This window comes from Mesorhizobium sp. M7A.F.Ca.CA.002.09.1.1 (assembly GCF_003998555.1).
GTDB classification, from domain to species: domain Bacteria; phylum Pseudomonadota; class Alphaproteobacteria; order Rhizobiales; family Rhizobiaceae; genus Mesorhizobium; species Mesorhizobium ciceri.
Genome location: NZ_RZRR01000039.1, coordinates 1 through 14,398 on the forward strand (window position 1 = coordinate 1; position 14,398 = coordinate 14,398).

The 14,398-nt window shown below is 61.3% G+C and carries 13 protein-coding genes; 1 reads left to right on the top strand and 12 read right to left on the bottom strand.

Annotation, left to right across the window (positions count from 1 at the left end; genetic code table 11):
• From EN994_RS03390 to EN994_RS03425, 8 genes are all read right to left on the bottom strand, one after another.
• Window positions 1-1,787 (bottom strand): heavy metal translocating P-type ATPase (locus tag EN994_RS03390; protein WP_164745802.1); only part of this gene is annotated, 1,787 nt, incomplete at its 3' end.
• Window positions 1,784-2,281, bottom strand: coding sequence for a FixH family protein (locus tag EN994_RS03395; protein WP_063169221.1), 498 nt, complete (start codon window positions 2,279-2,281; stop codon window positions 1,784-1,786). The genes EN994_RS03390 and EN994_RS03395, both read right to left, overlap by 4 nt.
• Window positions 2,278-3,837, bottom strand: coding sequence for a cytochrome c oxidase accessory protein CcoG (gene ccoG / locus EN994_RS03400; protein WP_063169222.1), 1,560 nt, complete (start codon window positions 3,835-3,837; stop codon window positions 2,278-2,280). The genes EN994_RS03395 and ccoG overlap by 4 nt, the downstream gene beginning before the upstream one ends.
• A 167-nt stretch (window positions 3,838-4,004) precedes the next feature.
• Window positions 4,005-4,868 carry a cytochrome-c oxidase, cbb3-type subunit III gene (ccoP, locus tag EN994_RS03405; protein ID WP_063169223.1) on the bottom strand — a complete coding sequence of 288 codons (864 nt, stop codon included), beginning with the start codon at window positions 4,866-4,868 and terminating at the stop codon, window positions 4,005-4,007.
• A gap of 2 nt (window positions 4,869-4,870) precedes the next feature.
• Window positions 4,871-5,020, bottom strand: coding sequence for a cbb3-type cytochrome c oxidase subunit 3 (locus EN994_RS03410; RefSeq protein ID WP_024502864.1), 150 nt, complete (start codon window positions 5,018-5,020; stop codon window positions 4,871-4,873).
• Between the two features lie 11 nt (window positions 5,021-5,031).
• Window positions 5,032-5,763 carry a cytochrome-c oxidase, cbb3-type subunit II gene (ccoO, locus tag EN994_RS03415; RefSeq protein WP_063169224.1) on the bottom strand — a complete coding sequence of 244 codons (732 nt, stop codon included), beginning with the start codon at window positions 5,761-5,763 and terminating at the stop codon, window positions 5,032-5,034.
• Window positions 5,763-7,382: a cytochrome-c oxidase, cbb3-type subunit I gene (ccoN, locus tag EN994_RS03420; protein ID WP_063169225.1), complete on the bottom strand. Its 1,620-nt coding sequence runs from the start codon at window positions 7,380-7,382 to the stop codon at window positions 5,763-5,765. The genes ccoO and ccoN overlap by 1 nt, the downstream gene beginning before the upstream one ends.
• A 494-nt stretch (window positions 7,383-7,876) precedes the next feature.
• Window positions 7,877-8,620 (bottom strand): Crp/Fnr family transcriptional regulator, encoded by a 744-nt coding sequence (locus EN994_RS03425; protein WP_024502861.1) that lies wholly within the window; start codon window positions 8,618-8,620, stop codon window positions 7,877-7,879.
• A 152-nt stretch (window positions 8,621-8,772) separates the two neighbouring features.
• Here EN994_RS03425 and hemN point away from each other — a divergent pair, with 152 nt between their 5' ends.
• Entirely contained in the window at window positions 8,773-10,122 is a 1,350-nt protein-coding gene (hemN, locus tag EN994_RS03430) for an oxygen-independent coproporphyrinogen III oxidase (RefSeq protein ID WP_063169226.1), read from the top strand.
• A 110-nt stretch (window positions 10,123-10,232) separates the two neighbouring features.
• On the opposite strand, the gene EN994_RS03435 is transcribed toward hemN, so the two are convergent.
• The 4 genes from EN994_RS03435 to trbG form a co-directional block, all read right to left on the bottom strand.
• Window positions 10,233-11,579: an IS5 family transposase gene (locus tag EN994_RS03435; RefSeq protein WP_063169227.1), complete on the bottom strand. Its 1,347-nt coding sequence runs from the start codon at window positions 11,577-11,579 to the stop codon at window positions 10,233-10,235.
• A 335-nt stretch (window positions 11,580-11,914) separates the two neighbouring features.
• Window positions 11,915-12,157 carry a DUF2274 domain-containing protein gene (locus EN994_RS03440; RefSeq protein ID WP_024502859.1) on the bottom strand — a complete coding sequence of 81 codons (243 nt, stop codon included), beginning with the start codon at window positions 12,155-12,157 and terminating at the stop codon, window positions 11,915-11,917.
• Between the two features lie 12 nt (window positions 12,158-12,169).
• Entirely contained in the window at window positions 12,170-13,384 is a 1,215-nt protein-coding gene (locus EN994_RS03445) for a TrbI/VirB10 family protein (RefSeq protein WP_063169228.1), read from the bottom strand.
• Window positions 13,381-14,397, bottom strand: a complete 1,017-nt coding sequence (gene trbG, locus EN994_RS03450; RefSeq protein WP_127307399.1) for a P-type conjugative transfer protein TrbG — start codon at window positions 14,395-14,397, stop codon at window positions 13,381-13,383. Before trbG ends, EN994_RS03445 begins: the two co-directional genes overlap by 4 nt.
• Window position 14,398: the final 1 nt, after the last annotated feature.

Genomic DNA, 14,398 nt, shown 5'->3' on the forward strand with positions numbered 1-14,398 from the left:
CCGCAGGCACCTGCGGTATCGCCCGACAGCATTTGCATCGACACCCCAGTATCGTTCAATCGCTTGATCGCCGCCGCCGCGTCGGCGCGCAGCGCATCCTCGAAATCGAAGGTCGCGACAATGAACCCGTCTTTTGTCAGCACCGTTCCGCCATAGCCATGGTTGCCTTCACCACCGGTCCGGGCCTTCCATCCAGCCCATCCGCGTCGACCCAGCCGCCAGATGCTTCCGGCGACAGTGGCTTCGATCCCGAACCCCGGATGCTCTGTGACGGCATCGAATTTGTGTTGCCCGCCAGGAGCGGCAAAGCCGGTTATGGCCTTTGAAAACGGGTGACGCGAGTGCGCGGCCATGTCTGCCGCGATTGCCAGCATGGCCGGATCGATCGACGATGCATTGAGGAGCCGGGGTTGTCCGAGCGTGAGCGTTCCGGTCTTGTCGAACACTGCGTTATCAATCGTCGCCAGGCGCTCCATGGCCGAACCGTCCTTGACCATGATGCCGTTCTCGAACAGACGCCGCGCGGCGACCACCTGAACGATCGGTACGGCGAGGCCGAGCGCGCACGGGCAGGTGATGATCAGAACGGCAATGGCGATCGTCATCGCCCGGTGCCAGTCGCCCGTCGCCGCCATCCAACCCAGGAATGTCACGAAGGCGGTGAGATGAACCACGGGCGCGTAGAGTGCCGACACGCGATCAGCGATGCGGCGATAGTGCGCGCGACCGCCCTCTGCGGCTTCCATCAGCCGAACCATTTCGGCGAGGAACGAATCCTTCGCGGCGGCGGTCGCCTCGATCGTCAGCGGGCCGGTAAGATTGAGCACGCCGGCCTGCACGGCTTCGCCCGGCGCCACGTTTTTCGGCGCGCTTTCGCCTGAGGCCAGCGAGCAGTCGAGATCAGACGCTCCGTGGATGATCTTGCCGTCGACGGGGATCCTTTCACCGGCCGCGATCAGCAGCTGCATCCCCGGTTCGATCTCGCCAACCGGCAGATAGTCGCGCGCGCCATCGCCGCGCAGCACCATGGCGCCGCGTGCGGCCAGCTGCGACAGGCCTTTCACCGCGGTGCGGGCACGTTCGCGCATCACGTGATCCAGCGTCCTGCCGATCAAAAGGAAAAAAAGCAGCGAAACCGACGCGTCGAAATAGGCGTGGTCGCCATGGTTGATCGTCTCATAGAGGCTCATGGCGTAAGCGAGCGACACTCCGACCGCGATCGGCACGTCCATGTTCATGCGGCCGTGGCGCAGTGCATTCCAGGCCGAGCGGAAGAAGATGCCGCCGGCGAAGGCGAGCGCTGGGATGGCGATCAATGCGGAGACCCAGTGAAACAGGTCGCGGGTAGCCCCTTCGGCCCCGGACCAGACAGAGACCGAAAGCAGCATGATATTGCCCGCCGCGAACCCGGCAACCGCGACGGCGCGGATCAACTCCGAAAGCGTCCTGTCCTTTTCATCAATCTCGGGGGCGAAGAGATGCGCCTGGTAGCCGAGCCGTCCAAGCGCGGCGACGAACGGTGGAACCTCGTCGCCACGCCAGCGGACCGAGACCCGTTTCGTCGACAGGTTGACGCGGGCGCTCTCGACGCGATCGAGCGTTCCCAACGCCGTCTCGATCGTCTGGATACAAGCTGCGCAATGAACGCTCGGCACCGAAAGATCGGTTTGGCGGAGATCATCTCCAAGCGATCGGCTCGCCAGCCTGATCTCTTGACTAGACGGCAGGACCGACGTGGTGCTGCCCAGATCAAGCGCCATTTCGGCGCCCGGTGCACAACAACTCATTTCAGCGCTCCATGGGAAATCATGATCCTGCGGACTTCGCGGTAGGGCTCGGCCAGACCGGCGTCAGCGTCGACTTCGACGATCCAGACGCCATCCTTCGGCATGTGCTGGGCTGCGAATTCCTGGCCGGAGGCGAGGGCGAGGTTGACCGCCTTGTCCTCTTTCTCGTAGGCGGGATGGCGAAACAGCACCTTGACGCCATGCAAGGCAATCGGCTTGCCGACGGCGTCGGTAAGGCTATAGCGGACCTCGCCCCATGCGATGGTCAGCTTGCCGGTCCAGCCGAGCGCTGCCTGCGCCCGCCCCTCCTCGGCCTTCTTGTTGAACTGCTGGCTCGCCACATAGGTGTTTTCGACGACAAGGCCGGTCCAGCTCGTGTTGGCGAGCGTTGCCATCGTCAGATTGACCGCGATGACCACCCCGAAAAAGGCTAGGATGATGGCCAGCATGTGCCTGCCGGTGAATACGCGGGGTTTTTCAGCGTTAGCGGTCATCTGGCAGTCTCCGGCGCGTTGAAGGTGGCGGTGTATTCGTCCGCCTCGAAGCTCGCCTTGTCCTCGACACGGAACTTGAAGGTCTGCGCTGTGCCCTGGATTTGATCCGCCGGCTGGCGCACGAAGACCTTCAGCATTTTCAGGCGGTCGGGTTCGACCGGAATGGCAAAAGAACGGCCTTCCGGGATGTCGTCGCCGACCACGCTCATCTCGGCGCCCTGCAAGCCTTGAATCGCGACAACGATCGTCCTTGGCTCGGGGATCATGTTGAGCAGCTTGACGGTGTAGCCGTTGCGGATCGAGCCGTCGGACAGCGTGACAAATTGCGGATTGCGATCATGCAGCACGTTGACTTCGAGCCGATCGCGCGTCAGCAGCGAATAGAGCAGACCCAGGCCGATCAGCGACCAGATACCCATGTAGACGTAGGTGCGTGGCCGAAAGATCTTGCGGATATGGAAATGCGCCACCTTGTCGGAGAACAGGCCATCAGCGGTCCTGACCTGCGACGGGTTGACTGAACTGGAGCCGCCCGCGGTCGCCAGCATCATGTTGGCGTTGTAGTCGGACAGTGTCGCATAGGAGATCAGCCCGCGCTCCTTGCCGAGCTTGTCCATGACCCCGTCGCAGGCGTCTATGCACAGCGCGCAGGTGATGCATTCCATCTGCTGGCCATCGCGGATGTCGATCCCCATCGGGCAGACCGCGACGCAGGCATTGCAGTCGACGCAGTCACCGACCGGCAGCCCTGCGGCAAGGACCTTCTTGGCGTGGCGAGAACGCGGTTCGCCGCGCCAGTCATTGTAGGTGACGGTGAGAGAACTTTCGTCGAGCATCGCTGCCTGGATGCGCGGCCATGGGCACATGTAGGTGCAGACCTGCTCGCGCATCAGACCGCCGAACGTGTAGGTGGTAGCCGTCAGCACGGCGACAGTGATGTAGGCGACGGGTGGCGCGGTGCCGGTGAAGAGTTCGCCAACCAGCGTCGGCGCATCGGCAAAATAGAAAATCCAGGCGCCGCCGGTCGCCGCACCGATGACCAGCCAGACGGCGTGCTTCGATAAGCGCAGCATCAGCTTGCGGGCGGTCCAGGGGCCTGCATCGAGTTTCATGCGAGCGTTACGGTCGCCCTCTATCGCACGTTCGACGACGAGGAACAGATCGACCCACACCGTCTGAGGGCATGCATAGCCGCACCAGGCACGGCCGACAGTCGAGGTGATCAGGAAAAGACCGACGCCCGCCATGACCAGGAGGCCGGCCACATAGAAGAATTCCTGGGGCCATATCTCGATGAAGAAGAAGTAGAAGCGCCGGTTCGCGAGATCGAGCAGGACTGCCTGGTCCGGGGCAAATGGACCGCGAGCCCAAGGCAGCCACGCAGCCAGGTAATAGATGCCAAGTGTGATCGTCATCACCAGCCATTTGAAGCGACGAAAGTTGCCCGAGGCGCGCTTCGGAAAGATCTTTTGACGCGCGGCATAAAGCGGCTTGCGGGTTTTGGCGGAATTGACAGTTTCTGTTTCGAGCCCTGTCAACTGCGTCTTGTCACGCATGTGCAACTCCACTTTCCCAGCCAATGTCAGGGGCACCTGTCGTAAAGCCTCGCCGTAGGATAGCCTTGCCGGGTTGTGCAGATCGCATTAGGGATGGTGTCGAGGCCCGGCTCACGCCGGGCCTCGTCCGCTTGGCAGGGGGGACCGAAGAATAGGACCTTCCATTCCTATTCTCCGCCGCCAAGCGAATGGACATAAACTGCAAGTTCCTTGACCTTGATCTCGCCGAGACGGCCAACCCAGGCCGGCATGACGCCCTGTTTTGGCGCACGGACCTGTGCGGCGATGGCTGTCTCACCGGATCCATAGAGCCAGATCGCATCGGTCAGGTCGGGGGCGCCGAATTCCCTGTTGCCTTTTGCATTGTCGCCGTGACAGGCCACGCAATTCTCGGCAAAGACCTTGGCGCCGGGTTGGATCAGACTTGCATCGCGGACCTTGCCGGAAAGGCTGGCCACGTAGGCGCTGACTTGTGCGATCTGGTCGGCGGTAATGATGTCGCCGAAGGCCGGCATTTCCGACAGGCGCGTGTCCGGATCGGATGCGAAGCGGATGCCGTGCGTAATCGTCTGCTGGATCTGCTCGGCCTTGCCGCCCCACAGCCAGTCGTCGTCGTTGAGATTGGGAAAGCCCTTGGAACCCTGGGCGCCGGAGCCATGACATTGTACGCAATTGACCTTGAAAGCGGCGCCACCGGCGGCGATTGCGAATTCGCGCAGGCCGTCGTCCGCGGCGATTTCCGAGACGCTCTTGGACTCCACCGCCGAGATATATTTGCCCTTGGCGGCCTCAGCCGCGGTCAGCTCGTTCCTGACCTCGTTGCGGCTGGAATAGCCGAGCACACCCGTTGTCGCCGAGTGCAACAGAGGCCATGCTGGATAGGCAATGGTGTAGCCTATCGCCCAGACAATGGTGACGTAAAAAGTGATAACCCACCATCTGGGAAGCGGGTTGTTCAGCTCCCGGATACCATCCCATTCGTGGCCGGTGGTCGAGACGCCAGAGATTTCATCGATATGCTCGTCGCTCATGATCACTCGTCCTCGAGCGGAATGCGGGCCGCTTCGTCGGCCAGCCTTCGGCTGCCGGGGCGTAGGGCAAAGGCGATGCACCCCACGAAGAACAGCGCCATCGCAACCAGGCCCCAGCTGTCGGCAAACGCCCGCATCAAATTGTAGGTCATCAGCGTTCTCCTCAGCGGTAGCCGGCGGCTTCGTCGTAATTTTTGAAGTCGACCAGTGTGCCAAGCATCTGCAGGTAGGCGAGCAGGGCATCCATTTCGGTGACCTGTTGCGGGTTGCCGTCGAAGTCGCCGATCTTGGCTTTTGGGTAACGCGCCTCAAGGCCTGATGTGTCGGCATTGGGATCGGCCTGCGCCGCCAGATCCGCATTGGCGTGGGCGATCATGTCATCGGTGTAAGGGACGGCTACAAGCCTGTTGGCGACCAGATGCGTCGAGAAATCCTTCACGTCGATCGGCGTGTCTTTCAGGAACCCATAGCTCGGCATGATCGATTCCGGCACCACCGAGCGCGGGTCGGTAAGATGCGCGACATGCCATGCATTCGAGTAGCGGTCGCCAACTCTGGCGAGATCCGGCCCGGTGCGCTTCGATCCCCACTGGAAGGGGTGATCGTACATGGACTCGGCAGCCAGGCTGTAGTGGCCATAGCGCTCAACTTCGTCGCGGAACGGCCTGATCATCTGGCTATGACAGAGGTAGCAGCCCTCGCGCATATAGATGTTGCGCCCGACAAGTTCGAGCGGCGAATAGGGGCGCATGCCTTCCACCTTCTCGATCGTGTTGTCGAGATAGAAGAGAGGCGCGATCTCGACGATGCCGCCGACCGTCACCACGAGCAGCGAGCCAACGAGAAGAAGCGTGGCGTTCTTCTCGATGATTGCGTGTTTGTCCATCAAGCCCATTACCTGGCTCCTGATCGCGCAGGTCGGATGGCGACGGGGCTCGGCATCGGCTCCTCCTCGCGCTGGTGGCCGAGGATGGTCCTGGTGATGTTCCAGGCCATGATCAGGGCGCCGGAGAGGTACATGGCGCCGCCGATGGCGCGCAGGACATAGTAGGGGTGCATGGCGGCGACGGTTTCGGCGAAGGAGTAGACCAGGAAGCCCTGCTCGCCATATTCGCGCCACATCAGGCCCTGCATGATGCCGGACACCCACATCACCGCGGCGTAGACGACGATCCCGAGTGTCGCCAGCCAGAAGTGCCAGGTGACGAGCCTCAGCGAGTAGAGCCGTTGACGGTTCCAGAGCTTCGGGACCATGTAGTAGATCGCGCCGAACGAGATCATGCCGACCCAGCCGAGCGCACCCGAATGGACGTGCCCGATGGTCCAGTCGGTATAATGCGACAGCGAATTGACCGCCCGGATCGCCATGATGGGGCCTTCGAAGGTCGACATGCCATAGAAGGCGACGGCCATCACCATCATGCGGATGATCGGATCGGTGCGCAGCTTGTCCCAGGCGCCGGACAGCGTCATCAGGCCGTTGATCATGCCGCCCCAGGACGGCATCCACAGCATGATCGAGAACACCATGCCGAGCGTCTGCGCCCAATCGGGCAAGGCGGTGTAGTGCAGGTGATGCGGCCCGGCCCAGATGTAGAGAAAGATGATAGCCCAGAAATGGACGATCGACAGCCGGTACGAATAGACTGGCCGGTTCGCCTGCTTGGGCACGAAATAATACATCATGCCGAGGAAGCCGGCGGTGAGAAAGAAGCCGACCGCGTTGTGGCCGTACCACCATTGCGTCAAGGCGTCCTGGACCCCTGAAAAGGCGGAGTAGCTCTTGGAGCCCGGGAACGAGACTGGTATGGACAGGTTGTTGACCACATGCAGCATCGCGATGGTCACGATGAACGACAGGTAGAACCAGTTGGCCACGTAGATATGCGGTTCCTTGCGCTTCAGGATCGTGCCAAGGAACAGAATGAGGTAGGCGACCCAGACGATGGTCAGCCAGACATCCACATACCATTCGGGTTCGGCGTACTCGCGGCCCTCGGTGATGCCGAGCAGGTAGCCGGTCGCGGCCATGACGATGAACAGCTGGTAGCCCCAGAAGACGAACCAGGCGAGATCACGGCCGAAGAGGCGCGCGCGGCAGGTGCGCTGCACGACATACAGAGACGTGCAAAGCAGCGCGTTGCCGCCGAAGGCGAAAACGACACCGGATGTGTGCAACGGCCGCAAACGACCGAAATTGAACCAGGGCTGGATGTTGAGATCGGGGTAGGCGAGCTGCAGCGCGATCACCACGCCGACCAGCATGCCGACGACACCCCAGAACACGGTGGCGATCGCGCCGTAGCGGATCGGACCATCCATGTAAGCGGATGGGTCAATCGGAGCTGCTGGCCTGAACTCCGTGTTGCGCAACAGGATCGCAGTGAAACCAGCCACTGCGAAGAACAACACCCACATGTGTCGGCGGAAAGGTTCATCCACGCCGAAGCCGGCGGCCACCAGGGCCGCAAAAGCGAACACGCTTAGAAGGACGATCTCTGTGCCGAATTTCATTGCAGATCCCGATCTCGAATCTGGTGGATGCCAAATCCGCAGCGCACTAATCGCGCAGCCGCCGCCCCCTCGCCCTGATCTATGTCAGGCCGCACGATTTTGTGCGGCGCAATCAGCAGGTGGCGAATGAACGAGGAACGCAGCGCGGGCTCACTCCCTCATGGAAGGCGTTCCCTGGGTTGGGCGGGCGCAGACGCGATCGCTGAGGCGAAAGCTGAGGCTCTGCGCGCGTTGGATGCTATTGCCGATGCCCTGCCAAACGTTGTTCGGATCCCATTGGAAACGAACGCGATCGTTCCGCCGAGCCGTGGCAGATTAAGGACCATGCTTCGCCGGTATGTGCCGAAACACACCTGGCGATTGGTCACGTTCCTATCAAAGCCCGAAAGCTGTTTGTCTCGACAACCGTGACGCCGCTTCGTCGAAGGCGCGGCGACATCGCATTAAAAGGCAAACACGGCCCGCCCCGGAGTCATGCGACATGGCCTCGCCGCTTAGGGCCGCTCGCGTCCGCCGCCACAGCGCTTCTCCAGACGGCTTATGCTGTCCACCGTCACATGGCGTGCGTTCTCAATCCGAATCACCCCGTCAGCCCGCAATCGCGTCAGTTGGCGGCTCACGGTCTCGCTGGTGATTCCAAGGAAATCAGACATTTCGGCACGCGTCAGCGGCAGATCGAAGGAGGCCGACCCGGAAGCCGCATCGAGACTGGAATCGATATTCCGGGCCATCATGAGGAGAAAAGTCGCCACCTTTTCCGGAGCTGTCTTGCGCCCCAGCGTCACCATCCACTCGCGCGCCTCATCGAGTTCATTCAGCGTCTGTTTGAGCAGGCGATGCTCGAATTCCCGTGACGCCTTCATCATCCGTTCGACGGCCGCTCGCGGAAACGAACACAGCGTGACTGCTGTTGCCGCTTCCGCATTGATCGAGCTTTCCTCCTTGAAAGGACGTCCCAGAAAATCCGGTGCAAACTGGAGACCGACGATCTGCTGGCGCCCATCCGACAGGCTCTTTGATAGCTTTACCACGCCTGAAAGCACGTTGGAGTAGCTGTCGACGTTCTGTGCCTCGCCGGTCAACTCCATTCCTGACTCGATCCGGCGACGCGAGCAAGTCTTGGCGAGCCCAACCAAATTGTCTGGATCGAGCGCACCGCAGACACCGCGACGCCGTGCCTCGCAAGGGAAGCAAAGAACAGGAATGCCGGAACTATGAATGTCTTGCCGAAAGGTCATGCGTTCGCCTTACCCGATCCTAACTGCCGGCAGGATACCCATCCAGGGTAGAGAAATCCTGCGGCGGTTTGTCCATGAGCGCGGCTGATCGAGATCAGGGTCTGCTTCAGCGATGCGTGCAGTGTTCCGGCGGGCAACACGGTGAACGCGAGATGCAATCGGAAATAGCTGTCAAACTCAGCGAGAACGTCCCACGCTACACCAGCTATCCGACGGCGCCGCATTTCCATTCGGGGATCGATGCTGCCATTTACCGTGGCTGGTTGGAGACGCTGGAAAGCGGCGACGAAATCTCGCTGTACCTGCACATTCCTTACTGCGACAAGCTCTGCTGGTTCTGCGCCTGCCACACCAAGCAGACGCACCAATATGAGCCGGTGGCCGCTTATCTGCGCTCGCTGAATGCCGAAATCGTCACGATTGCCGGTCTGGTGAGCGGCAAGGCACATGTCCGTGCAATCCACTTCGGTGGCGGTTCGCCAACTATTCTGAGGCCCGATGATATGGTTGCTCTTGGAGCGGCCTTGCGGGACAGCTTCGACCTTCTCCCGGATGCTACGGTCAGCATCGAAATCGAAACCAACGACATGGACAAGGCGCGCCTTGATGCACTTGCTCAAATCGGCGTAACGCGGGCGAGCCTCGGCGTGCAGGATTTCGATCCGCAAGTGCAAAAAGCAATTAATCGTGAGCAGAGTTTTTTGCAGACCAAGGCAGTCGTCGACGGGGTTCGTTCGCGGGGCGTCGAATCGGTCAATCTGGACCTGCTCTACGGGCTCCCGAATCAGACACGCGAGACGATCTGTTCCACGGTGGCGCAGGCACTGACCTTGGAGCCAGACCGGATGGCCCTGTTCGGCTACGCACATGTGCCCTGGTTCAAGAAGCATCAGACGATGATCGACGAGGCATGGCTGCCGAGTCCCACTGAGCGTTTCGCCCAATCTCAACTCGCGGCGCGGGCAATTGTCGCCAAGGGATATGAGGCAATAGGACTCGATCATTTCGCGAAGCCCGACGATGCGCTGGCCATAGCGGCCCGCGCAGGGGTTTTGCATCGCAATTTTCAGGGCTACACTGAGGATCGCTGCCCGACACTGATCGGACTTGGCCCTTCGTCCATCGGTCGTTTTCGCCAAGGCTACGTGCAGAACATGGCTTCGACTGCCGGGTACGGGCGCATGGTTGCGGATGGCGGGTTGGCTGCCGTCCGCGGCGTTGCCCTTTCCGACGACGATCGCGTCCGTGGCTGGATCATCGAGCGGCTGATGTGTGATTTTGCCTTCTCGGCAGTCGACCTGGTGGAGCGGTTCGGCAAAGCCGGCGAGCAGCTCCTTCATCGCTCGAGGTCCATCGCACTCCACGATCCTGCCCGAGCGCTTGAATTCGATGGTGACAGTTTCCTCGTACGGACTGAAAGTCGCCCCTTCATTCGAACCATCGCGGCCAAGTTCGATACATATTTCAAAGGGGGAACGGCGAGGCACTCGGTGGCGGTCTGAGCAAAGCACAGTGCGCTCGCCGTTTGGTCGATCGGCGAACCAGCTGCGTTCGTTTTGACCGCTCATAGGCGACTACCGCATCAAATCGTCGACCGTGAACAATCCGAGCCCTAAGCGGCGACCGGCTTCGGCCGGATTTGAAGCAGGGCAATCAAGAGCGACAAAAACCCCTTCAGCCACCTGAGCAGGAGGGAGAAGTTGTAGCCGGCGGCGGCCAGGATGGCGTTGAGGGTGTCGCCCTGCTGGCCGGCGAGGTAGTTGCGGCCCATTCTGTGTTCGCTCTTGATGTGGCCGATGACGGGCTCGACCGCCGACCGCCGTCGCATCTGGCGCTTGATGGCTGGGGTGACGCGGCGTTTCTGGCCCGCGGTGAAGACCCTGAGCTTGTGGCTCTGCGGTGCGTTGTGGCCGCGATAGCCGGCGTCGGCGAGGATGCGGCCGATCTCGTTGCCGATGGTCTTTTCCATGTCGGGGATGACGCTTGCCAGCGTGTGGCCGTCATAGGGATTGCCGGGCAGTGCTTTTGCATGCAGGGCGAACTGGCCGCCCCTGGAGCGCTTCAGCGTGGTGGCCACCGACACCTTCACCCCGAACTCGTAGGGCGCATGCGCCTTGCCCTTGCCGATGCATTCCACCTCGTGTGCGTGCAGGCTGTAGATCTTGCGGCCGCGCTGGCGCTGGCGTTGCTCGAGAACGGTGGCGGCCTGGTAGAGCGGCCATTTGAACAGCGCGTCCAGCCCCTGATCGCCGGCGATCTGGCGACCAATGTCGCGAATGGTCCGGCCGAGATAGGTCTTGAGCTTGCGTAGCGCCTTGTTGGCCCGCTTGAACTGCTTGGCGTGGGCATAGCGCTGGTGGCTGATCAGCGCCAGCTTGCCGACCCGCACATAACTCTGGCGCAAATGGAGACCCGTCCTCTTGGCCAGCCGCACCAGCCGTTCGCGTGCCCGATGGATGAGCTTGGCGTCGGTCGGGAACATGACGTTCTTCGGCTGCACGGTGGTGTCGACGATCACCTGGCGCGTGTCGGCCGGTTTCATCGCCCCGGTCTTGACCGCGAGGCTGAGGCTCTCCTGCAACAGCACCATAATCCGCTCCTCGCCCATACGGCTGCGCCAACGCGTCATCGAGGAGCGGTCGAACGGCAGCGTATGGCAAAAGAACGTCTCGCCGGTGAGATACTGGAAATAAGGGTTCTCCACCCAGCGCTCGCACAGCACCTCATCCGACAGGTTGAAGGTGTGCTTGAGGATCGCCAGCCCCGCCATCAGCCGGGTCGGCAGCGGCGGCATGCCGGGGCCGTCCGAATAGACGGCGCCGAAACGCTCCTCCAGCACCGGCCAGTCGATCGCCTGCGCCAGCCGCACCAGCTCGTGCTTCATGTTGATGATTTGGTCGAGCCGGGAGCGGAACAGGTCCTGCTCTCCCGTCTCGCGCTTCTCGCGTGGCCTGGACATTCGCTGTCCCCTCGATTCGCCGCCGCCGAACCGAGTGAATCACGCTCCGCGCCACAAGGGAATCGCAAAACCGAATTGCAGGAAAACAGCGTCCAAATACCGCTAATCCTGCAATTCCAAAGCCGCTATCCGCCTCAATCAACAGGCCAGATCAATGGCTTGCGGATAGTTCACGGCCGACCAAATCGAAAATGCAAACTTAGGCTGTTGCGCGGTATCTCCTTCCACATCATCTCTTGCGCATACCTGCATTCCAAGGTGTTTGATCCTATGCTTCGCGAGGAGCAGGTAGGTCGCGACAGCTAGGCAATGTTCCAGCTGCCCTAGCGGAGGAGTCACGATTTTCCGGCAAGCTCCGTCGGCAGACGTTCCTTTCTGGCCTTGGCAAAGGCTCGGTCGCCTTCCAGAAACGCCGCCAGCATGAAAGGGATGAGTTCTGCCACGGTTTCAGACTGACCATAGGTCTGACGGTAAAGTGCAGCATACTCCTTGAGTGTTTGGCTCAGCTCCGCGCTGACGGTAATGGTGATCTTCGAAGCTGTTCGGTCCGGAAGTTTTCCAAGTTTCAGGTCAGCCATGATAACTCCTGCTCAACTGGCGTATGGCCGCAGCACGATGTCCTTGTGCACGATGACGCGCAGTGGCCAACCTGGGCGGACGACGATGGTGGGCTGGATATTGAGGTTTTTTTCGGTGATGCGCTGGCCGGCTCGACTGGCGTTCTGCTGGGCTGATTCCCGGATCGCCTTGACCAGATCGCTCTCGTTTTCGCCGAGGCTGAATTCTGTGCCGACACCGAGCAATGTGGCAAGCGCCACTCCCTTGATCATCTGCCAAGTGTGGAAATCGACTTCGTCTTCCAGCCCTGCGTAGCCGGCGGTGTCGCTCGCGGGCAGATTGTCGATTTCGGCCGACGAGCCGTCGGGCAGCAGAATGCGCTGCCAGACCAGCAGCGCTCGCTTTTGCCCGAACGCGACGACGCTGTCGTAGACGCCGATAAGACGTGAGCCCTGCGGAATCAGCAATATGTTGCCCGTGACCGTGTCGTGCACATTTTCGGTGACTTGCGCGACGACAAGGCCCGGCAAATCGGAATTGATGCCGGTGATCAGGCTGGCGGCAATCACGCTGCCAGCCATCAGTTGATATGGCGAGATCGGCGTCTGCAGCGCATGCGGATTGTAGATCCCGCCAGTGCTCCGCTGGCTGAGAAAATCAAGCTTTCGCTGCTGATTGTTCTGGTCGCCTTCCGCCGCCGCCACCGAGGCTGACGCGCGTCCTGCTTCGGATTGGGGAAGCGCCTCAAATGGATGCTGAGCAGTTTGCACGCTCTCTCCGACATCTGTCTTTTGAGCTCGATTTTCGACGCGGAAAAGCACCCGCGATTCACGCGCTTCGATCGCCTGCTGCGCTAGACGCTGCTCCTCGGCCGAGATGTCTTGGCCCGGCACGATGCCGAGCTGGCGCTGCCGCTCGAGGATGGGGCGGCCGAGGTCGCCCGGCAAAGGTAGCCCAAGGACGGGAGGCTTCGGCTTCATGCCGGAATAGTCATGGGGAAGCGTATCGAGCCCCTCGGCGGTTGGTTTGCGCTCAGTGTTGTAGAGATCTTCCGCCTGATCCCTGATGCGAAGGGCCGGCCCCTGGAGGGCGATCATGGTAACGCCGAAGACAGCGCCGGATCCGAGCGCTGCGATCGCGATGATCACACCGCGCCTGAACCGCACCACGCGGCGGGGAGAGGCCCGAAGCTGCAGTTCCTCGGGATCCAGTTTCGGCGGGATGCCAGAGCGGGAATTTTCGATCATGAGTCCTCACCTCGCCGGCTGCCGCGAAAGAGCGAGATCCGCCGTTGCGGTTGCCTGCCGTCAATCCTGCTGATGCGGATCACCTGCTGCCGCTTGGTGCCGAGGCGAAGTTCGGCCGCGGCGAAGAGCCGATCGACGATGTAATAGTTGCCGCGCACGCGATAGTTGACGAGCTCGCTGCTCCCATCTGCGCCGACGATGAAGAGTGGTGGCGCCTCGCCCTGATCTATGCGACGAGGGAACTCAATATAGACCTTGCTGCCGTCGTCGAAGGCTCGCGTCGGTCTCCAGGGCGGTGTGTCGCCACTGATTGAGTAGCGAAAGCGAAGGTTTTCGAGCGCGATATTCGACGCGACCGGTGTAACTGCCTCGGCTTGAGCATTGCGCTGGCGAAGCGCGATGATCTGGTCTTGGCTGTAGGTCCAGGAGATTGCCGCCATTGCGGTCTTCTCGGTGCTTTGAAGCTGCAAATGATAGGTCCGCCGGTCCGTCGTAATGACGACATTGGTGGCAAGACCCGGCGCGAAGGGTTTTACCAGAACATGGGTGCGCTGATTGTCACCGGTGCCGCTTGCGGTATCGCCAATGACCCAGCGCACGGTGTCGCCAGCCGACACGGCGGTTAGTTTCTCGCCCGGCTGCAGAGCGATGTCGGTCACGCGCTCCGGCGCGGCATAGAGTTGATAAAGCGCGCCATCGGTGAAGGGGTAGACTTGCACGGCATTAACATACCCGTACTTGGTGGGTTGCTGGGTCGCGGCTTTGTTGGCATCAGCGACGCGTTCTTCAGGGGGGCGCTTGTCCTCGGCCTTGCCGGGCTCGGGCTGCATTTGGCCAGGCAGCGGCAGTGGTTTTGGCACCTCGACAATTCTAATCGGCCTCTCCGGCGCCTTTTCGATCGCGGCCGGTTTGAAGTCGGCAGCGTCATAGGAAATCTCAGGCGGCGGCACCTTCTTCGATGCACAAGCGGAAACGACCGCTGCCGACACCGATAGGATCAGCACGGCACGAATC

What these genes read in the sequence shown, in the direction of transcription:
- EN994_RS03410 (WP_024502864.1), bottom strand. Translation starts at nt 5,020, where the DNA reads ATGACCTACAATTTGATGCGGGCGTTTGCCGACAGCTGGGGCCTGGTT.
- hemN (WP_063169226.1), top strand. Translation starts at nt 8,773, where the DNA reads ATGCAATCGGAAATAGCTGTCAAACTCAGCGAGAACGTCCCACGCTAC.
- EN994_RS03445 (WP_063169228.1), bottom strand. Translation starts at nt 13,384, where the DNA reads ATGATCGAAAATTCCCGCTCTGGCATCCCGCCGAAACTGGATCCCGAG.
- EN994_RS03435 (WP_063169227.1), bottom strand. Translation starts at nt 11,579, where the DNA reads ATGTCCAGGCCACGCGAGAAGCGCGAGACGGGAGAGCAGGACCTGTTC.
- EN994_RS03440 (WP_024502859.1), bottom strand. Translation starts at nt 12,157, where the DNA reads ATGGCTGACCTGAAACTTGGAAAACTTCCGGACCGAACAGCTTCGAAG.
- EN994_RS03425 (WP_024502861.1), bottom strand. Translation starts at nt 8,620, where the DNA reads ATGACCTTTCGGCAAGACATTCATAGTTCCGGCATTCCTGTTCTTTGC.
- ccoG (WP_063169222.1), bottom strand. Translation starts at nt 3,837, where the DNA reads ATGCGTGACAAGACGCAGTTGACAGGGCTCGAAACAGAAACTGTCAAT.
- EN994_RS03395 (WP_063169221.1), bottom strand. Translation starts at nt 2,281, where the DNA reads ATGACCGCTAACGCTGAAAAACCCCGCGTATTCACCGGCAGGCACATG.
- ccoP (WP_063169223.1), bottom strand. Translation starts at nt 4,868, where the DNA reads ATGAGCGACGAGCATATCGATGAAATCTCTGGCGTCTCGACCACCGGC.
- ccoN (WP_063169225.1), bottom strand. Translation starts at nt 7,382, where the DNA reads ATGAAATTCGGCACAGAGATCGTCCTTCTAAGCGTGTTCGCTTTTGCG.
- ccoO (WP_063169224.1), bottom strand. Translation starts at nt 5,763, where the DNA reads ATGGGCTTGATGGACAAACACGCAATCATCGAGAAGAACGCCACGCTT.